18 protein-coding genes and 1 tRNA gene are annotated in these 19404 nt (G+C 69.5%); 5 read left to right on the plus strand and 14 right to left on the minus strand.

What is annotated here, in order from left to right; genetic code table 11:
- Positions 1 to 203 precede the first annotated feature (203 nt).
- Positions 204 to 280: transfer RNA gene (locus ELI80_RS10565), tRNA-His, on the minus strand.
- A 102-nt stretch (positions 281 to 382) separates the two neighbouring features.
- Here ELI80_RS10565 and ELI80_RS10570 point away from each other — a divergent pair.
- Positions 383 to 610, plus strand: a complete 228-nt coding sequence (locus ELI80_RS10570) for a DUF6324 family protein (protein WP_136651891.1) — start codon at positions 383 to 385, stop codon at positions 608 to 610.
- A gap of 1 nt (position 611) precedes the next feature.
- Here the strand turns inward: ELI80_RS10570 and ELI80_RS10575 are convergent, their stop codons facing one another.
- The 7 genes from ELI80_RS10575 to ELI80_RS10605 all read right to left on the minus strand — a co-directional run bounded on the left by ELI80_RS10575 (position 612) and on the right by ELI80_RS10605 (position 6324).
- Positions 612 to 1100 carry an MmcB family DNA repair protein gene (locus ELI80_RS10575; protein WP_136651892.1) on the minus strand — a complete coding sequence of 163 codons (489 nt, stop codon included), beginning with the start codon at positions 1098 to 1100 and terminating at the stop codon, positions 612 to 614.
- A 359-nt stretch (positions 1101 to 1459) separates the two neighbouring features.
- On the minus strand, positions 1460 to 2371 hold the full coding sequence (locus tag ELI80_RS10580) for a DUF481 domain-containing protein (protein WP_136651893.1): 912 nt from the start codon (positions 2369 to 2371) through the stop codon (positions 1460 to 1462).
- A gap of 536 nt (positions 2372 to 2907) precedes the next feature.
- Positions 2908 to 3372: a transcription antitermination factor NusB gene (nusB, locus tag ELI80_RS10585; protein ID WP_136651894.1), complete on the minus strand. Its 465-nt coding sequence runs from the start codon at positions 3370 to 3372 to the stop codon at positions 2908 to 2910.
- Complete coding sequence (locus ELI80_RS10590; protein WP_136651895.1) at positions 3369 to 3923, minus strand: 6,7-dimethyl-8-ribityllumazine synthase; 555 nt, start codon at positions 3921 to 3923, stop codon at positions 3369 to 3371. The genes nusB and ELI80_RS10590 overlap by 4 nt, the downstream gene beginning before the upstream one ends.
- A gap of 17 nt (positions 3924 to 3940) precedes the next feature.
- Positions 3941 to 5059, minus strand: coding sequence for a 3,4-dihydroxy-2-butanone-4-phosphate synthase (ribB, locus tag ELI80_RS10595; protein ID WP_136651980.1), 1119 nt, complete (start codon positions 5057 to 5059; stop codon positions 3941 to 3943).
- A gap of 45 nt (positions 5060 to 5104) precedes the next feature.
- Complete coding sequence (locus ELI80_RS10600) at positions 5105 to 5713, minus strand: hypothetical protein (protein WP_236641445.1); 609 nt, start codon at positions 5711 to 5713, stop codon at positions 5105 to 5107.
- Positions 5710 to 6324 carry a riboflavin synthase gene (locus ELI80_RS10605; RefSeq protein ID WP_136651896.1) on the minus strand — a complete coding sequence of 205 codons (615 nt, stop codon included), beginning with the start codon at positions 6322 to 6324 and terminating at the stop codon, positions 5710 to 5712. Before ELI80_RS10605 ends, ELI80_RS10600 begins: the two co-directional genes overlap by 4 nt.
- Positions 6325 to 6613: 289 nt before the next feature.
- On the opposite strand from ELI80_RS10605, the gene ELI80_RS10610 reads away from it, so the two are divergent.
- The 3 genes from ELI80_RS10610 (at position 6614) to ELI80_RS10620 (ending at position 11154) form a co-directional block, all read left to right on the plus strand.
- Positions 6614 to 7879 (plus strand): capsule polysaccharide biogenesis protein, encoded by a 1266-nt coding sequence (locus tag ELI80_RS10610; protein ID WP_328592249.1) that lies wholly within the window; start codon positions 6614 to 6616, stop codon positions 7877 to 7879.
- Positions 7880 to 8011: 132 nt separating this feature from the next.
- Positions 8012 to 9139 (plus strand): polysaccharide biosynthesis/export family protein, encoded by a 1128-nt coding sequence (locus tag ELI80_RS10615; protein ID WP_438943069.1) that lies wholly within the window; start codon positions 8012 to 8014, stop codon positions 9137 to 9139.
- 5 nt (positions 9140 to 9144) lie between these two features.
- Positions 9145 to 11154 (plus strand): capsule polysaccharide biogenesis protein, encoded by a 2010-nt coding sequence (locus ELI80_RS10620; RefSeq protein WP_236641447.1) that lies wholly within the window; start codon positions 9145 to 9147, stop codon positions 11152 to 11154.
- 3 nt (positions 11155 to 11157) lie between these two features.
- On the opposite strand, the gene ribD is transcribed toward ELI80_RS10620, so the two are convergent.
- The 4 genes from ribD to ELI80_RS10640 form a co-directional block, all read right to left on the minus strand.
- On the minus strand, positions 11158 to 12174 hold the full coding sequence (gene ribD / locus ELI80_RS10625) for a bifunctional diaminohydroxyphosphoribosylaminopyrimidine deaminase/5-amino-6-(5-phosphoribosylamino)uracil reductase RibD (RefSeq protein ID WP_268939872.1): 1017 nt from the start codon (positions 12172 to 12174) through the stop codon (positions 11158 to 11160).
- Entirely contained in the window at positions 12171 to 12635 is a 465-nt protein-coding gene (gene nrdR, locus ELI80_RS10630; RefSeq protein ID WP_136651897.1) for a transcriptional regulator NrdR, read from the minus strand. The genes ribD and nrdR overlap by 4 nt, the downstream gene beginning before the upstream one ends.
- 141 nt (positions 12636 to 12776) lie before the next feature.
- Positions 12777 to 13121 (minus strand): hypothetical protein, encoded by a 345-nt coding sequence (locus tag ELI80_RS10635; RefSeq protein ID WP_136651898.1) that lies wholly within the window; start codon positions 13119 to 13121, stop codon positions 12777 to 12779.
- A gap of 62 nt (positions 13122 to 13183) precedes the next feature.
- The gene (locus tag ELI80_RS10640; protein WP_136651899.1) at positions 13184 to 14587 is read right to left on the minus strand and encodes a DNA recombination protein RmuC; all 1404 of its coding nucleotides are present in this window, start codon (positions 14585 to 14587) and stop codon (positions 13184 to 13186) included.
- Positions 14588 to 14705: 118 nt separating this feature from the next.
- Here ELI80_RS10640 and ELI80_RS10645 point away from each other — a divergent pair, with 118 nt between their 5' ends.
- Positions 14706 to 15257, plus strand: coding sequence for an NADPH-dependent FMN reductase (locus ELI80_RS10645; protein WP_136651900.1), 552 nt, complete (start codon positions 14706 to 14708; stop codon positions 15255 to 15257).
- Between the two features lie 57 nt (positions 15258 to 15314).
- Here ELI80_RS10645 and rpoD read toward each other — a convergent pair whose 3' ends face one another.
- Together rpoD and dnaG are read right to left on the minus strand one after the other, a co-directional pair.
- Positions 15315 to 17291, minus strand: a complete 1977-nt coding sequence (gene rpoD, locus ELI80_RS10650; RefSeq protein ID WP_136651901.1) for an RNA polymerase sigma factor RpoD — start codon at positions 17289 to 17291, stop codon at positions 15315 to 15317.
- 190 nt (positions 17292 to 17481) lie between these two features.
- Positions 17482 to 19389 carry a DNA primase gene (gene dnaG / locus ELI80_RS10655; protein ID WP_136651902.1) on the minus strand — a complete coding sequence of 636 codons (1908 nt, stop codon included), beginning with the start codon at positions 19387 to 19389 and terminating at the stop codon, positions 17482 to 17484.
- Positions 19390 to 19404 lie beyond the last annotated feature (15 nt).

Raw genomic sequence — 19404 nt, forward strand, 5'->3', positions numbered from 1 at the left:
ACGGCACGGCCAGCGTAACCTCGGAGATGGCGGGCGATGGGGCGCTGTCTGAGCGCATCATTCCGCCGGACCTCGCGGCACGCAGAGCGAACGGCAGGAACAGAACTGCAAGGCGCTACCATGGCCACTTGGGACACGGCCGAGGCTGCGATCCCCGCACGCGATCGCGCCCGCGGCGCTTCCAGGTCAACTCATCTGGACGGTGGTACCGCCTCCCCGGCTCGAACGGGGGACCTCTAGATCCACAATCTAGCGCTCTAACCAACTGAGCTAAGGCGGCACAGGCGGATCATCTACCCGGGCATGCGGCGCGATGCAAGCCTCTCTTGCCGCAAGGGCAGGCGCAATCTAGACCGGGGCGGACGCGAGGAAAGGACCGCCCATGGGCATCAACAGCGAAAGCGACATCGCCGCCAACCTGCAGATCGGCCCGACCGATCAGGGGATGGTGCGGATCTATGTCGAGGGCACCGGCGTGGACCTGCCGCTCGACTTCGATCCCGAGGAAGCCGAGGAGATCGCGGAAGAGCTGATGGCGGCCGCCGAAGCCGCACGGGAAATCGCCAGCGGCGGCAAGGGCGGCAAGCCGAAGGGCAAGCCGAAGCGCTGAGCTACAGCATCTCGGGCGCGGCGCCCGGGTCGTTTTTGCGGATCAGCCGGCAGGCCGCGACCCGCGCCACGTCGCGCAGCAGCCGCGACCGGCGCGCGGCCGCAAGCCTGGTCAGCGGCGCCATCCGCGTCAGCTCGGCACCGTAGGGGTCGGCCACCAGCAGCCCGCTTTCGTCGGGCAGCAGCTCGGCGGGAAAGTCGCAGTCGGTGGCCCAGAAGAAGCGGTCGCAGAATTCAAGGTAGCCCTGCCACTTCCGGTCGCCTACGAAATCGGCCCGGCAGCTCTTGCACTCGACGATCCAGATCTCGCCCTGCGGAGTGATCGAGATCACGTCCACGCGCAGGCCCGGGGCGGGCACGAACTCCAGCAGCGGCGCGTGATCCATCGCCATCAGCAGCCGCGCGACGCCGCGGGCCAGCCGCTGGCCGGGCAGACGGCCGGGCGCGTCCGATTGCGGAACAGGGTGAAGACTGGCGGCGGGATCGTTCATGGCTCGAACATGAACGAAAGGGAAACACGGCGCAAGCATTCGCCCTTGCAACGAAGCCGCGCGGTTCCTAGATGTTGGATCCGGCGGGTTTCTGCTCTTCTCGTGCGCGGCCATTTTTTCCACTGGCCATAACTCTTCCGAGGGGGCTGGCTCTGGCAGGACCCTGGTTCTGTCACCCGGCACCCACCTGGACATCCAGGCTTTCGGGGAACCATGCGCCGACACGGTTGCTGCGGTTCCCGCCACTCGAACAGGCCGCCCCCCCAAGGGGCGACCTTTTTGCCATGCGGGAGCCCCGCCACGAAAAAGGGGCGGCCTTGCGACCGCCCCTCGAGAGAGAGAGTTCCTGATCGGATGGATCAGAAGCCCACGACCAGCGAAACGCCCAGCGTGTTGTCGGTGCGGATCTCGCGGTCCGACTGGTACTCGGTCCGGTACGAGACGCGGGTCGCGAAGTTGTCCGACATGCGGAAGTTCAGGCCCAGCTCGTTCGTCGCCAAATCGTTCGCATCCGACGTCAGGTAGTCGGTGTCGTTGGTGAGGAAGAACTGGTCGTTGAACTTGTGGTAGAAGCGCGACGACGCGATGTAGCCGGTGTCGGTGTTCGAATCCAACCCGTCGGGCTCGGCGAAGTCGACGGTCTGGGTGTAGCGGATCCCGACGCCGGCCTGAACGCGCCATGCGGTCTGGTCGTTGTTGATGATCCGGTAACCCGGGCCGATGCCGATGAAGGCGTCGCGTTTCGAACGGCCTTCGTATTCCAGCACTTCCTCGGGGGTCAGGTCGGGATCGTCGTAGTCTTCGGCCAGACCGTCGGTGCTGACGCGGCCCAGGATGAAGGCATACAGCTGCTCGTTGAAGTAGTAGTTGCCGTCATAGATGACCGAGGTGTCTTCGGTTTCCGCGTCGCCGTCGTCGTCTTCCGCATATTCAAGCAGGATGCCGACGGACTGCTGGAACGGGCCCTGGTTGTGCGACAGGCGGCCGGCCAGGCTGAAGTCCTGGTTCTCGTCGTTGCCGTCACGGCCGGTGTAGGTCAGCGCGACCGAGCCGAAAAGGCCCTCGCGGGTGTCGGGGCGGCCGAAGCGGCTGCGGTCCACCGAACGGTCGAAGTCGTCCTGAACCGCGTCCTCGATGTCGTCGAGACGATCGTCGAGGTTGCCGATGCCGGTGACGTTCGCGCCGGGGGCGAATTCCGTCTGCGCGAACACGGGGGAGGAAACTGCGGCCGCCAGAGCGGTGGCGCCCAGCAGGATCGAAAGGGTTTTCATGTCATACCTCTTCTTCAACAGCCGACGCAGTCATGCATCGATCTTGTGTGACACTCATCTAATGCAGAAGCCCGCCGATCTGAACCAAAGCGGCGGAAAAAACCGACCTCACGCGGACGTGATGCAGTCTGCTGGAACCGGATCGACTATCAATGCGCCCCGCGTTCGTGCGTGAGCAGAATCATGTGCTGGCCTGCGGAAATCACGGAATCTTAATCGTTTACGCGTTCGCAATATCTGTCAGCCATGTAACACGGACGGTCGCCGCAGCCCGCCGCAGACGTCTTTCGTGAAGTTGTCATGCAGGTTCCTGGCCGATCGACTGTGGCAAAAGTCACACGTCCAGCGCGGGAATGATGCCCTTGCGCCTCAGCTTGAGGGATGTGATCGGCGGGGCCGCTCGTAAGGGAAACGTCGTGGTACGCGCCGAGCGGCCACGTCCCTGCGCCGCACGATGCGCGGCGGCGAGAGCGTGTTGAACAATGACGAGGCAGAGCGGGCCGCAAGGTGCGGGAAGAACCCGGCGCGCGGGCGCTTCAGAACGCTTCGGGCCGGGCTTCGCGGGCCATGTGGTCCAGCACCGCGTTCACGAACCGCGCCTCTTTCCCGTCGGGGAAGAACGCGTCCGCGACGCCCACGTATTCGGAGATGACGACTTTCGGCGGCGTGCGCTTCGCCACCAGCTCGGCGCCCGCGGCGCGGAAGACTGCCCGCAGGACGGGGTCGATGCGGCCGATCGGCCATTTCGCCACCAGCGCGCGATCGGTCATCTGGTCGATCCGCGCCTGCCAGTTGACCGCATCCCCGAGGATCGCGGCCAGAAGGTCTTCGTCCGCCTCGGGGGTGGTGCCCTCGGCGTAGTCGGCGGCGATGCGCCAGTTCAGGAATTCCTTGAGCACGCGATCGGACGACTGGTCCGCGGCCTCCATCTGGAACAGCGCCTGAACGGCATAGATGCGCGCCGCGCCGCTGCGGGCGCGCTTGTCCGGCCGCGTGTTCATGCGAGCGAGGATCCGTCGAGCGCGCCTGCCAGGCGCACCGGGTCGCGGTCCTCTGGCGCGAAACCGACAGGCCGGCGGGTGCCGGACCAGCGGCGCTGCAGCGCGATCAGGTGCAGCGCGGCGGCGGCCGCCCCGCCGCCCTTGTCCTGCTGGTCGGGGGCCGCGCGCACGACCGCCTGGTCGATGTTTTCCACGGTCAGGATGCCGTTGCCGATGCAGAGGCCCTGCAGGCCCAGCAGCGTCAACCCGCGGGAGCTGTCGTTGCACACCGTCTCGTAATGCGTCGTCTCGCCCCGGATCACGCAGCCGAGCGCAACGAAGCCGTCGTAGCCGGCGAGCCGCCCGGCCATGGCGACGGCGGTCGGGATCTCCAGCGCCCCGGGCACCTCGATCAGGTCCACGGTCGCGCCGGCCCGCTCCGCCGCCGCCCGCGCGCCCGCGATCAGGTCGTCGGCGATTGCGCGGTAATAGGGCGCGACGACGATCAGCAGTTTCACGGCGCTGTCGAAGGCGGGCAGCGGCAGGGTCGAGTGTTCGGTGAGCGCGGCCATCTTGGGCCCCCTTCGGGTCAGTCGTGCGGAATAGGACGCGTGGAATGGATGGAAAGGCCGTAGGCGTCAAGCCCGACGACCTTCAGCGGGGCCGAGTTGGTCAGCAGGATCAGGTCGGACAATCCCAGCGCCGACAGGATCTGCGCGCCGAGGCCGTACTGCTTGAGGACGTGCGGCGACACGTCGCCGTCGCGCGGCAGCAGCGGCGAGAGGTCGCGCAGCAGCACCACGACGCCCCTGCCCTCTCGCGCGATCAGGCGCATCGCGGCGCCGAGGTCGCCCGCCCGCTCGCGTTCGATCCCCAGCGCGTCGTGCAGCGGGTCGAGGGCGTGCATGCGGACCAGCACCGGCTCGGGCGTGGTGACGTCGCCCTTGGTCAGGACGATGTGCTCGGCGCCCTGCGTCTCGTCGGCGAAGATGCGCATCATCCATTCGCCGCCATGCGCCGACACGACCGACCGCTGCTCGCGTTCCGCGATCAGGTTGTCGTGGCGGCGGCGGTAGGAGATCAGGTCGCTGATCGTCCCGATCTTCAGCCCGTGGCGCTGCGCGAAGGCGACAAGGTCGGGCAGCCGCGCCATCGAACCGTCCTCGTTCATGATCTCGCAGATGACGCCCGAGGGGTTGAGGCCGGCGAGGCGCGCGATGTCGACCGCCGCTTCGGTGTGGCCCGCGCGGACCAGCACGCCGCCTTCGCGCGCGCGCAGCGGAAAGACATGGCCCGGCGTCGCGATGTCGGCCGCCCCGCGCGTCGGGTCGATCGCGACCGAGACGGTGCGGGCGCGGTCATGGGCCGAAATCCCGGTGGTCACGCCCTCGCGCGCCTCGATCGACAGCGTGAACGCGGTCTCGTGGCGGCTGGAGTTCTTGGGGCTCATCAGCGGCAGGCCGAGCGCGTCGATGCGGGGGCCGGGCAGCGCGAGGCAGATCAGCCCGCGGCCGTGCGTCGCCATGAAGTTGATCGCGTCGGGCGTCGCCATCTGCGCGGGGATGACGAGATCGCCCTCGTTCTCGCGGTCCTCGTGGTCCACCAGCACGAACATGCGGCCGTTGCGCGCATCCTCGATGATGTCCTGGATCGAGGAAATCGCGTCGGACCAGTCGCGCTCGACCGGGCCGGGTTGTTCGTACTGCATCGGCATCTCTCGCATCACTCTCTCCATCCGGCGCAGCCCCTGCCGTCACGCCCCGGCCCGGGTGCCGCGGCCGAAGAACGCCTGCCCGGCGACGAAGCCCGCCAGCCCGCCCGAGGCCATCATCTCGCGCTCGTGCGCCGTCTCGCCGATCATCAGCACCGCATCGCCGGGCAGCCCCTGCGCGCGCAGCCAACCCTTCATCTCGTCCCGAATCGCGGCCCAGTCGCTGCCGAACGGCGCCAGCAGGCGGGCCGACGCCGCGCCGATCTGACGCGCCAGCGCATCCGGCGCAAGGCCGGGCGAACAACCGACGTGGGCCGCGGCCGCTGACGCGGCGACACGCGCGGCCTCGGGCCCCGGGACCGGCTGGCCGCGGCGGAAGACGCCGAGCGCGTTCGAGGAATACAGGAACGCCACGAGATCGCGCCCGGTGGTGGCACGGACGCCCGCGTAGGTCCTGTAGTCGAGCCCGAGTTCGCGCGCGCGCGCCACCTGGCTTCGCACCACCTCGATCGGAAGCCGCGCGCCCAGCAGTTCGGCCCGGGCCACCGACCAGCAATGGGCGCGGTAGCTGCTGCGCGCGCCCGGTCCCCGGTTGTGCCCGATGCCGGGGATCGCATCGGGGTTCGCGGTGCGGCCCGCGCCGGGGGTCATCCGGCTTCCGCCAGCCGGGCGACGTAGCGGGCAAGCGTGTCGATCTCGAGGTTGACCTTGTCGCCCACGCCGGCCCCGCCCCAGGTGGTGACGTGGCGGGTATGGGGGATCAGGTTGACGCCGAAGCGGTCCCCCTCGACCTCGTTCACCGTCAGCGACGTGCCGTTCAGCGCGACCGACCCCTTGGGGGCGATGAAGCGGGCCAGCCCCGCGGGCGCGCGCAGCGTCAGGCGCAGGCTGTCGCCTTCGTCATGCGCGTCCTCGATCACGGCCACGCCGTCGACATGCCCCGAGACGATGTGCCCGCCCAGTTCGTCGCCGACGCGCAGCGCGCGTTCCAGGTTGATCGCCCGCCCCACGTCCCAGCCGTTCGCGCCGATGTTCGTCTTGCTCAGCGTCTCGGCCGAAATGTCCACGTCGAACCACCCGCCCGAGGCGCCCTGTCCCGAGGCGCCCTTTTCCACCACGGTCAGGCATACCCCGTCGCAGGCGATCGACGCGCCGATGTCGACGTTCGCCATGTCGTAGGCGCAGGCGATCCGCGCGCGCATGTCGCCCCGCATCTCGACCGCGGCCACGCGGCCCACGTCAGTGATGATCCCGGTGAACATGAGGGCGGTTCCTTCTTGCAGACGGGCGGCGCGCCTGCGGACAGGCTAAGGGGCGCGCGGGCGCGAGACAGCGGCCACTATGCCCTCCGACCCCGCGCGCGCGCAAGGCCGCGCGGCGGGCGGACGTCGCGACACCGCAACTCGTTAACCCTGTCGATAGGGGCAACTTGGCAGGGCGGGCCGATCCGTGCAAAGAGCGCGCAACGTCTTTTGTCACGAGTAGCGCCAGCCCTTGATCTCAGGTCGCATCACCGCTGCCGATCCTGTCGAGCGACCGCCCGAAGGGCGGGTGTTCCTGCTGCTCCAGGGCCCTCACGGGCCGTTCTTCGACAGGCTGGGCGCTGTCCTGCGCGCGGCGGGCGCGCAGGTCTGGCGCGTCGGGTTCAACGCTGGCGACGAGTTCTTCTGGTCCGACCCCGACCATTTCATCCGCCACGCCGCGCCGGTCGCGGAATGGCCCGACCATCTCGACCGGCTGATCGACCGGCTGGGGGTGACGGACATCGTCCTCTACGGCGACGTCCGCCCGGTGCACGCCGCCGCACGAAAAGCGGCGATCGCCCGCGACCTCACCCTTCACGTCTTCGAGGAAGGCTATCTGCGCCCGTTCTGGATCAGCTACGAACGCGGCGGATCGAACGGGCACTCTGCCATCATGGGCATTTCGGTCGACGAGATGCGGGCCGCGCTCGGCGGGCACGAATCGGACATCTACCGCCCGCCCGCGCATTGGGGCGACATGCGGCAGCACAAGTTTTACGGCGCGCTGTACCACTTCATGCTCATGGCCGCGAACCGCCGCTACCCGGGTTTCCGCAGCCACCGCTCGATCAGCGTCGTGCAGGAATTCCGGCTGCACCTGCGCCGGCTGGTGCTGACCCCGGTGTTCCGCGTCAGCCGCTGGGCTCGCGCGCGTTCGATCCGGCGCGGCGGGTTCCCCTATGTGCTGGTGCTGCTGCAACTGGAACATGATGCAAGTTTCGTGGCCCATTCGCCCTATGCAAGGATGAGCGACTTCACGGACGAGGTGCTGCAGGCGTTCGCCCGCGCGGCGCCCCGCCACCACCATCTCGTCTTCAAGGCGCATCCGCTGGAAGACGGCCGCGGCCGCGTGCGCGAGGCGATCTTGCGCCGTGCCCGCGAACTCGGGATCGCGGCGCGCGTCCACGTCGTCGACGGCGGCAAGCTTGCCGCGCTGCTGTCGCAGGCGCGCAGCGCGATCACCGTCAATTCCACCGCCGCGCAGCAGGCGCTGTGGCGCGGGCTGCCGGTGCTGGCCATGGGGCGCGCGGTGTTCGACAAGCCGGGGATCGTGTCGCGGCAGACGCTCGACGACTTCCTGCGCCATCCCGAGCGCCCCGACGCCCGGACCTACCGCGACTACCGCGCCTACCTTCTGGAAACGAGCCAGGTGCCGGGCGGCTTCTACGCCGCCCGGTCGCGCGCCCACGCGCTGCGGCTGGTCGTCGACATGATGCTGGCGCCGCACGACCCCTACCAGGCGCTGCCGCGCGGGCACGGGACACACCGGCAACAGCTCCAGAGCGATTCTTGAGCCGTGCCGGAAATGATGGAACCGGCGGGATCAAGACGATACCGTCACAAGCAGCTTAGGGTCCGTAGAATCGGCCCAAGGGACAGGAGACTGGACTTGACCACCGTATCCCACGCATCGCGCGCGATTGGATTGCACGTGAAAACCGGCCGGGTCGCCCGCGCCGCAGCCCTTCTCGGCCTGACCCTGCTGGCCGCCTGCGGCCTGCCCCGGTCGGGGCCCAGCAAGAACGAGATCCTGCGGGGCGGCGAAGCCGGCGTCCGCAACGCGCATGTCGTGATGGTGAACGACCACGTGACGCGCGCGACCGCCTATTCGCCGAGCTACGGCTTCAGCAACTCCTTCCTGTCCGCGGGCGCGGTCGGAGCCGACGAGATCCGGCCGGGCGACGTGCTTGGCCTGACAATCTGGGAAAACGTGGATGACGGGCTTCTGGCCTCGCTCGGGCAGTCGAACACGCCGCTGCAGGAACTGCAGGTCGACAGCGCCGGCTACATCTTCGTGCCCTATGCCGGCCGCATCCGCGCCGCCGGCAACAGCCCCGATTCGCTGCGCCAGATCATCACCGACCGGCTGGGCAGCCAGACCCCCGACCCGCAGGTCACCGTGACTCGCGTGGCCGGCGACGGCGCGACCGTGTCGGTCATGGGCCGCGTGAACGGCCAGGGCGTGTTCCCGATCGAGCGCCCGACCCGGACGCTGTCGGCGATGCTGGCGCGCGCCGGCGGCGTGTCGATCGACCCGGAAATCGCCGTGGTCACGGTCAAGCGCGGCGGCAGCACCGGCCGCATCTGGCTGAAGGACCTGTACGAGAACTCGAGGAACGACATCGCCCTTCGCCCCGGCGACGTCATCCTGGTCGAGGAAGACCAGCGCAGCTTCACCGCACTGGGTGCGCTCGGCGGCCAGACCAAGGTTCCGCTCGGCAGCGAGGAAATCGACGCGATCGAGGCGATCGCCCTCGTCGGCGGCCTGCAGACCCAGCTGGCCGATCCGACCGGCGTCTTCGTCCTGCGCGACGAGCCGGAATCGGTCGCCCGCGCCGTCTTGGGCCGCAGCGACATTTATGGCGACCAGCGCATGGCCTACGTGCTCGACCTCACCCAGCCGAACGGCCTGTTCATGGCCCGCGACTTCATGATCCGCGACGAGGACACCGTCTACGTGACCGAAGCGCCCTATGTTCAGTGGCAGAAGACGCTGGGCGCCATCACCGGCGGCGCTTCGACCGCGCGGACGCTGGAAACGCTGGGCGAATAGGTTCCTTGACGCACGACGACCTGCAAGCTGCCGGGGGCGACCCCCGGCAGCTTTTCGTTTTCAGCGGCGGCTTCCTGCGCGGTCCCCGCATCAGGCGCATCCTGACGCTCGCCGGCTGGACGCCGCGGCTGGGCCTGCCTGGTGCCGGCGACGCGGTTGGGGTCTGGGGCGCAAGCCCCACCGCATGGCGCGGGCAGGCAGTCGCGCGCCGCCGGGGCGCGCGGATCGTCACGATCGAGGACGCGTTCCTGCGCTCGATCCTGCCGGGCCGCGCCAAGGGGCGGCTCGCCCGCCGCGGACCCATCGGGCTGATCGTCGATCCCATCGGCCTGCACTTCGACCCCAGCGTCCCGTCGCTGATCGAGACGCTGGTCCTGTCGCCCCGCGCCGCGGCGCTGGAAGCCGAGGCGGCGCTCGGCATCGCGAGCCTCCGGGCGGCGGACATGTCGAAATACAACGCCCACCTGCCCGAAGCCGACGTGCCCGCACCGGGATACGTCCTCGTCATCGACCAGACCGCAGGCGACGCCTCGTTGCGCGGCGCTGGCCGGACGCGTTTCCTGCAGATGCTGCAGGCTGCCCGAGACGAACATCCCGGCCGGCCGATCATCGTCCGCAGCCACCCGGAAACCTCCGCCGGCCTGCGCCACGGCCACCTGACCAAAGCGGACCTGCGGACGGGCGAGACGTTCTGCGACACCCCGGTCTCGCCATGGAAGCTCGTCGGCAACGCCGCCGCCGTCTACGCCGTCAGCTCGCAGCTGGGCTACGAGGCGATGCTCGCCGGCCATCGCCCGCGCCTGTTCGGGCAGCCTTTCTACGCCGGCTGGGGGCTGTCGGACGACGAGACGCCGACGCCGCGGCGCGAGGTCGCCGCTGGCATCACCGTCGAACGGCTGTTCGCCGCCAGCCACCTGCTCGCGCCTGCCTGGTACGATCCGTGCCGCGACCGCCTGACCGACTTCACCGGCGCCCTGCGCCAGATCGAGGCAGAGGCAAAGGCGTGGCGGCAGGACGCCGCCGGGCACGTCGCTTATGGCATGCGGCTGTGGAAACGCCGCTTCATTGCTGACGCCTTTGGCAACGGCGGCGGCGTGCGCTTCGCAGGCCGCCCGTCCCCGAAGGTCACGCTCGCCTGGGCCAACGCCGCCGATGCGGTGCCGCAGGCGGCGCGGGTCGAGGACGGCTTCCTGCGCTCGCGCGGGCTTGGCGCGTCGCTGGTGCCGCCGCTCTCGCTCGTCGCGGACCGGACCGGCATCTACTACGACCCGACCCGCGAAAGCGACCTCGAACGCCTCATCGCCGCACCGCTGCCGCCGGGCGGGGAACGCCGCGCCAGGCAGGTCGCGAGCCGCCTGCGCGAGGCCGCGTTGACGAAGTACAACCTCGCCGGCCGCGTTCCGGTGATCGATGCGGCTGGCCGCCGCGTCATCCTCGTGCCGGGTCAGGTCGAGAACGACGCCTCGATACGGCTGGGCGCCGGGCGCGAGCGCACGAACCTGGCCCTGCTGCGACGGGTCCGGGCCGATAACCCGGGCGCGCTGATCGTCTGGAAGCCGCATCCCGACGTGGAGGCGGGGCTGCGCCCCGGTGCCGTGCAGGTGGCCGATCTGAAAGGCCTCGCCGACGTGACTGCGGATGCCGCCCCGGCCGCCGCGCTGATCGACATGGTGGACGAGGTCTGGACGATCACCTCGACGCTGGGGTTCGAAGCGCTGATCCGGGGCAAGCCCGTCACCACGCTGGGGGCGCCGTTCTACGCGGGCTGGGGTCTCACCAGCGACCTTGGCCCCGTGCCGCCGCGTCGCACGGCGCGCCCGGGCATCGCCGGGCTGATCCACGCGGCGCTCATCGCCTATCCGCGCTACATGGACCCGGTCAGCGGCCTGCCCTGCCCGGTCGAGGTCGCGCTGGACCGGCTCGCCGAGCCGGGCGCGACAACGCCGGGACCGGCGCTGCGCGCGCTGTCGAAGCTGCAGGGCGCGCTGGCCGGGCACGCCTGGATCTGGCGCTGACCGTCAGTTGCGCGCGGCCCATCGGTGCACGATGTCGCCGTCGAGATCGCGGGTTTCCACCAGCCGGAAGCGCGGCGCGTCCGCCAGCGCGGCCAGGCCCAGCGATCCGACGGCGCGGCGCCCGTCACCGCCCAGCACCACCCCCGCGGTGTAGCCCACGATCTCGTCGACCAGCCCCTCGCGCAGCAGCCCGGCTGCAAGCTGCCCGCCCCCCTCGCAGAACACGCGCGTCAGCCCGCGTCGTCCAAGCTCGGCCAGTGCTTCCGGCAGCGGCGGGCGCAGGACCCACAGCCGGCCGTGATCGTCGTCCTGCGGTGGCAGGTCCGGGATCGGACCCGAGGCGATGACGATCCGCATCGGCTGGCGAACCCGCCCGAAGCCGCGCACGTTCAGCGCGGGCAGGTCGGCTCGCGCCGTGCCGGCCCCCACCATCACCGCGTCGTGGCGCAGACGCAGCGCGTGCACGTGCCGCCGCGCCGCGGGTCCGGTGATCCACCGGCTTTCACCGCAGGCCGTCGCGATCCGACCGTCGAAGCTTGTGGCGAGCTTCAACGTCACCATCGGCCGAGCGATCGTCACGCGGGCCAGGAACCCGCGCTGCAGTTCGGCGGCCGGACCCGCGCGAACGCCCTCGACAACCTCGACCCCTGCGGCATGCAGGATCTCGTGGCCCTGCCCGCTCACGCGGGGGTCGGGGTCGGTCAGGGCCGTGACGACGCGGGCGACGCCGGCCGCGACCAGCGCGTTGGCGCAAGGCGCCGTACGCCCGTGATGCGCGCAGGGTTCAAGGGTGACGTAAACCGTGGCGCCGTCGGCGGCAGGCCCCGCCTGCGCCAGCGCCATGACCTCGGCATGGGGGCGCCCCCCCGGTTGGGTCCACCCGCGCCCGACCACCCGGCCGTCGTGTACGATGACACAGCCCACGGCCGGGTTGGGCCACACATTGCCGAGGCCGCGCCGCGCAAGCACCAGCGCGTGGTCCATGTGGCGCCGGTCGGTGGATGTGGCCTGCGAAGTCACTCGTCCGTAGCCGCGGGGCGCAGCTCGCTTACGAACTTGTCGAAGTCGTCCGCCGCCTGGAAGTTCTTGTAGACGCTCGCGAAACGCACATAGGCCACCGTGTCGATCCGGGCGAGCGTTTCCATGACGATCTCGCCGATCACCTTGGATTTCACGTCGGTCTCACCCATGCTTTCCAGCCTGCGGACGATGCCCGAGATCATCTGGTCCACCCGCTCCGCTTCGATCGGACGCTTCTGAAGCGCGATGCGGACCGAACGGCTGAGCTTGTCGCGGTCGAAATCCTCGCGCCGACCGGAGGACTTGAGGACGACGAGATCGCGCAGCTGCACCCGTTCGTAGGTGGTGAAGCGGCCGGCGCAGGCAGGGCAGAACCTGCGCCGCCGGATCGCAACGTTGTCTTCAGCCGGGCGCGAGTCCTTCACCTGCGTGTCGATGTTTCCACAGAACGGACAACGCATGCCCTGGCCCCCCGGCAGCCCCAGTGCACATGATGATAGGCCCGCGCGCAGCGCTTGGGTAGAACCTGCGCGGGGCTACCACATGCAGCCGCGCAGATGTGGCAGGAATGCCGCTGCATCCTGCCGCCTGCACGGCCCCTGTCAGCTGTCGCGCCAGCCGATCCAGTCGAAGTCGCGGACCCGCGCGGCCTCGGCCTGCGCGACGGCGCGGCCGCCAAGCCGCTCTACCGCAGCGTCGTCGGGAAGCATGACCTTGTTGTCGGCATTGTCCTGCGGAACGACGATCGAGGTCACGTCGGGCAGCCCATGGGCACGGAACCACTGGCTTACATCCTGAAGCGCGTCTGCCACCGCCGCGATGGCCTTCTCGCCCTCGGTTCCCATCAAGCCGGCGAGTTCGGCCTGCGTAAGATAAAGGCTTCCACCTTGCGTCCGGCTGCGAAGCAGCGAACGGAGCACGTCGATCTGGAAGGGTGTCAGGTCCATCGTCTTCTCCTTGGTTCCTCCCACAATGCCCGACCCGTGGCGGAGTTCCCGCCTTGGGCCCGTCACGACCGGGCGGCCTGCGGGCCATGTTCCTCATGCGCCGCCGGCAGCAGGTCCTGCTTGTCGTGGTCCAGCGCCATCCGCTTCTGGGTGCGCGCGCCGAGTTCGCGCAGCATCTCGACCTGCCGGATGACGTTGCCGTTGCCCCGCGTCAGCCGGCCCATCGCCTTGTCGTGCGCCTTGGCGGCGTTATCCAGCGCGCGGCCCGTTTCCTCCATCGCCTCGACGAAGCCTGCGACCTTGTCATAAAGCGCGCCGGCGCGGCTTGCGATTTCCTCGGCGTTGGCCTGCCGCCGCTCGACGGTCCAGACGTGGTCGACGGTCCGCAGCGTCAGCATCAGCGTGGTAGGGGTCGCGAGGCCCACGCGCTTGTCGAGCGCGAAGGACGCGAGGTCCGGGTCGGCGCGCATCGCCTCGCTGAAAGCGCCCTCGACCGGCACGAACATCAGCACGTAGTCGACGGATCCTTCATCCAGCGCGTCATAGCCGCGTGCCGACAGGTCGGTGACGTGGCGGCGCACGGCGGCCGCGTGGCGCTTGAGCAGGTCCGCGCGGCGGTCGGGATCGTCGCAGGCGCAGGCCTCGGCGTAGTCCACGAGGCTCACCTTGCTGTCCACGACGAGCACCCTGCCGCGCGGCATCTTCACGATGACGTCCGGGCGCCAGCGCCGCCCCTCGCCGTCGGTGTGGCTCGCCTGCGCCACGTAGTGCAGCCCGCCCTCCAGCCCCGACTGTTCGAGGATGCGGGCCAGCACCATTTCCCCCCAGGCGCCCTGGCGCTGCTTCTCGCCCTTGAGCGCGCGGGTCAGCGCCACGGCGTCGCGGCCGATTTCCTCGGACCGGCGGTGCAGCCCCTCGATCTGTTCGCGCAAGGCCGCGTTCGCCTGGACCGTGGCGATGTTGCGGTCCGCCAGCTCCTTCTGGAAGTTCTGCACCTGCTCGCGCACGGGATGGAGCAGCGCGGTAAGACGTTCGCTGTGGGCCTTTTCCAGGTCCGCGCCCTGCCGACGCAGGCTGTCGTCGGCCATCAGGCGGAACTGCGCGGTCATTTCCTCGCGCAGGTCGCGGAGCAGCTTCAGCTCGCCCTGCGCCGCCTGCGCGTCCTTTTCCGCAGTCAGGCGAACGGTCGCCAGATCGCGTTCGAGCGCGGCCTTCACCTCTCGCAGCTGGTGCAGCGCGTCCATCAGCTCGTCACGCTCGCCCGAGAGTTCCGTCAGCCGGGCCTGCCCCGCCGAGGCGCTTGCCGACAGCTCGGCCTCGCGCAGCGCGGCGGCGTGTTCGGCGGACCGGGCGGCCTCGACGGCGCGCTGCAGCCCCGCGGCGCGGGCGTTGGCGCGCAGCAGGAGGATCAGAAGCACGATCGCCACGACTGCGGCGAGGATGGGAACTACGGCGGCCTGCTGCATTGATGATCCTGAGTTCCGGGCCCGCAATTTCCGGGCAATCGGCACCATGTTCCCGATTTGGTCCGAAACCTCAACCCGCCTCGGGTGTTCGGTTGCGTCAAATCCCGTGGAGAATCAGATGTCCAAGACTGTCGCCGTTTTCGTCGGATCCCTGCGCAAGGGCTCCATCAACCGCCAGTATGCGCGGGTGCTTGAGCGTCTTGCCGGCGACCGGCTGGCCTTCCGGTTCGTCGAGATCGGCGACCTGCCGCTTTACAACGACGACCTGTGGCAAGAGGGGACCGGCCCGGACGCCGTGATGCGGATGAAGGCGCAGGTCGAGGCGTGCGACGCGGTGCTGATCGTCACGCCGGAATACAACCGCAACGTGCCGGGGCTGCTGACCAACGCACTTGACTGGTGCAGCCGCCCCTATGGCAAGTCGTCGTTGATGGGCAAGCCGTCGGCCTGCACCGGCGCGTCGCCCGGCGCGATCGGGACAGCCGCGGCGCAGACGCACCTCAAGGCGGCGATGGACGCGCTCAAGCTGTGTGCGATGGGGTTTCCTGAAGTCTATCTGCAATGGAAGCCTGACGATTACGACGACGCGACCTGCAAGAACGACGCCACGCGGACGTTCCTGCAAGGGTTCGTCGATGCCTTCGCAACCCACGTCGAGCGGTTCGCCTGAACGCAGACGGCGCGGCAGGGTGACCCGCCGCGCCGCTTTTCCTGACTGGAATGGCGCTTACTGGTCGAGGAACGACCGCAGCTTGCGCGACCGGCTGGGGTGCTTCAGCTTCCGCAGCGCCTTCGCCTCGATCTGGCGGATCCGCTCGCGGGTCACGCTGAACTGCTGGCCCACTTCCTCGAGCGTGTGGTCGGTGTTCATGCCGATGCCGAAGCGCATCCGCAGGACCCGCTCCTCGCGCGGGGTGAGGCTGGCCAGAACGCGGGTTGTGGTTTCCTTCAGGTTCTCCTGGATCGCGGAGTCCAGCGGCAGGACGGCGTTCTTGTCCTCGATGAAATCGCCAAGCTGGCTGTCTTCCTCGTCCCCGATCGGGGTTTCGAGGGAGATCGGCTCCTTGGCGATCTTCATCACCTTGCGGACCTTCTCCAGCGGCATCTGCAGCTTCTCGGCCAGCTCCTCGGGCGTCGGCTCGCGACCGATCTCGTGCAGCATCTGGCGGCCGGTTCGGACCAGCTTGTTGATCGTCTCGATCATGTGGACTGGGATGCGGATGGTCCGCGCCTGGTCGGCGATCGAGCGGGTGATCGCCTGCCGGATCCACCACGTCGCGTAGGTCGAGAACTTGTAGCCGCGCCGGTACTCGAACTTGTCCACGGCCTTCATCAGGCCGATGTTGCCTTCCTGGATGAGATCGAGGAACTGCAGGCCGCGGTTCGTGTATTTCTTGGCGATCGAGATCACGAGGCGCAGGTTCGCCTCGACCATCTCCTTCTTGGCCTGGCGCGCTTCCTTCTCGCCGCGCTGGACCTGGTTCACGATCCGGCGGAACTCCTCGATATCGACGCCGACGTGCTGGCCGACCATCGCCATCTCGGTCCGCAGCGCGCCGACCTGGTCGCGCGAGCGGTCGAACAGCGCCTGCCAGCCGCGGCCCTTGTTCTGGGACATGCGGTCGGCCCAGGCCGGGTCCAGCTCGGACCCGCGATAGGCGTCGATGAACTCGCGCCGGTTGATGCGGGCCGCGTCGGCCAGCTTCACCATGCCCGAGTCGATCGTCACGATGCGGCGGTTGATGCCGTAGATCTGGTCGACCAGCGCCTCGATCCGGTTGTTGTGCAGGTGCAGTTCGTTCACCAGCGCCACGATGGTCGAGCGGAGCGTCTGGTACGCCGCCTCTTCCTTGGCGGTGAAGGTGCCGTCCTCGTTCAGCGTGGCCGACATGCGGTTGTCCTGCATGTGGGCCAGCTGCTCGTACTGCAGCGCGATCGCTTCCAGCGTTTCCAGCACGCGGGGCTTGAGGCTCGCCTCCATCGCGGCAAGCGAGAGGTTCTGGCCCTCGTCGTCCTCGTCCTCGTCGTCGCTGCGGCGCATCGGATTGCCGTCGGCGTCCACTTCCTCGTCGCGGTCCTTGGTGTCGGCGGCCGGCCCGGCCGCGCCGTCGACCAGGTCCACGTCCACCTCGCCGTCGTCTTCCAGCGAGCGGCCGAAGGTGGTTTCCAGGTCGATCACGTCGCGCAGCAGGATGTCTTCGTTCAGAAGCTCCTGCCGCCACATGGTGATGGCCTTGAAGGTCAGCGGACTTTCGCAAAGCCCCGCGATCATCGTGTTGCGACCGGCCTCGATGCGCTTCGCGATCGCGATCTCGCCCTCGCGCGACAGCAGCTCGACGCTGCCCATCTCGCGCAGGTACATCCGCACGGGGTCGTCCGTGCGGTCGAGCTTTTCGGTTTCCGGCGCGGCAACGGCGACCTCGCGCGACGACGAGGTGGGCACGACGGCGCCGCCGGCCTCGGCTTCCTCGGCTTCCTCGTCCTCGATCACGTTGATGCCCATCTCGGACAGCATCGACATGACATCCTCGATCTGCTCGGAACTGACCTGCTCGGGCGGCAGGACGGTGTTGAGCTGATCATAGGTTATGTAGCCACGCTCGCGCGCATCGGCGATCATCTTCTTTACGGCCGCCTGGCTCATGTCGAGCGAGTGTTCGTCGTCCTTGGTGTCAGGCTTGTCGTCGTCGTCCTTGACCATCACGGCTCCTCAGAGGTGATCCGCCGGGACCGAATCAGGTTCGAATCGATCACGCATCGGGGTGTTCTACAATCAGTCGCACGCCGGGAAAACCCGGAAGAAAAGGTGATTCGCGCCCGATTCGACCGGGCGCGTCCGGGGCTGCCGCAGGCTCCCCGTTCTTATCGTCTATCCGCCGGCGCCCGCCTGCCGGTCATCGGCGCCCCGGCTTGCGCCAGATCTCGTTCTTCAGCGCCTCGGCCAGCTGGCCGGCCAGCGCCTCGCGGTCCTCGCCCAGATCGCTGTCGTGGGACAGCGAGGGGTGGTCGGCGTGCTGGCGCGCCCGCGCCGACTGCGTCACCCGCCAGGTCAGCCCCTCGTCGGCCAGGCCGCCGATCTCGGCCTCGGCCCGCGCGACCTCGTCGCGGGCGGTCCGCCGCGCATCCAGCCGGTCGAGCGCATTCAGCAGGACGGCCTGAGCCTCGTCCCCGAAGGCGCCGGGCTGGGACACTGCCGGCAGGGCGCGGACATGGGGATCTGCAAGCAGGTCGTCAAGGGCGCGCCGGCCCGCATCGGAGGTCCGGCCGGACAGGAGATCGTGGACCAGCGCCGCGCGGCCCGGGTCCGTGGGCTGGATCCGTTCCAGACGCGCCTCGACCCGGTCCACGAGCGCGGGGTGCGCGGCGCAGAGCGCGAGGATCATCGCCTCGATCAGCGCGTCGCCCGGATCGGTCGCGACAAGACGGGACGCGCGGGTCTGGGGCAGCGGGGCGTCCGACACGGCGGCGCGGCCGCCCTTGCCCCTTCCCGGCGCCCCGCGCGTCCACTGGGTGCGGACCGGGGCGAACAGGTTGTAGCGCTTGCGCTTCAGCGCGGCGGTGTAGTGGTCGCGCGTCGCGGCATCGGGGATCTTGGCCACCGCGTCGGCCAGCGTCCGTTCCAGCGCCGCGCGGCGTTCGGGGCTGTCGAACACGCGGCCGTCCGTTTCTCGCAGCCACAGCAGGTCCACGAGCGGCTGCGCGCCGTCGATCAGCGCCCGCATCGCGCCCGCGCCGCCCGCGCGGATCAGGTCGTCCGGGTCCTGCCCCGCGGGCAGCAGCGCAAAGCGCAGCGCCTGCCCCGGCCCGGTCAGCGGCAGCGCGAGGTCCACCAGCCGCATCGCCGCGCGCAGACCCGCCGCATCGCCGTCGAGCGCGATCACCGGCTCGGGCGAGACCCGCCACAGAAGCCGCACCTGATCCTCGGTGATCGCGGTGCCAAGCGGCGCGACCGTGCCTTCGATCCCCGCCCGCACCAGCGCGATCACGTCCATGTACCCCTCGGCCACCACCAGCGGCTGCCCCTTGGCCACCGCCGCCCTTGCGGGCCCGAGATTGTAGAGGTTGCGGCCCTTGTCAAAGAGCGCGGTTTCCGGGCCGTTGAGGTATTTCGCCCGCGCGTTCGGGTCCATCGCGCGGCCGCCGAAGGAAATGCAGCGGCCCCGCGCGTCGCGGATCGGGAAGATGATGCGGCCGCGGAAGCGGTCGTAGGCCGCGCCGCCGTCGTCGGGTCGGGCGGCAAGACCCGCGTCCACGACCTGCCCCTCGCTCGCGCCGCCTTCCTTCAGGTGCCGCAGCAGCGCCTGCCGCTGGTCGGGGGCGAAGCCGATCTCGAACCGGTCCTGCCCGGCCTGGTCCAGCCCGCGCCCGGCGAGATAGTCGCGCGCGGCGGCCCCCGCCCCGGTCTGAAGCTGCAGCCGGAACCAGCGCGCGGCCCGTTCCATGACTTCGGCCAGTTCGGTCCGGCGGTCGGCGCGCGCGCGGTTCTCGGGCGAGCGCTCGGGCATCTGCATCCCGGCCTCGGACGCCATCACCGCGACCGCGTCCATGAAGCCCAAGCCCTCGGCCTCGCGCAGGAAGGTCACGGCGTCGCCCTTGGCGTGGCAGCCGAAGCAGTAATAGAAGCCCTTCTGGTCGTCGGCGTGGAACGAGGCCGTCTTTTCACCGTGGAATGGACAGGGCGCCCACCAGTCGCCCTTTGCCTGGTTCGACTTGCGCAGGTCCCACGTGACCTTCCGCCCCACGATCCGGCTCAGCGGGACGCGGGCGCGAAGCTCGTCGAGGAAACCGGGGGGCAGGGTCATGCGGCCATAATCCCC

The sequence above is a fragment of the Paracoccus aeridis genome (assembly GCF_004923205.2).
Lineage (GTDB): Bacteria > Pseudomonadota > Alphaproteobacteria > Rhodobacterales > Rhodobacteraceae > Paracoccus > Paracoccus aeridis.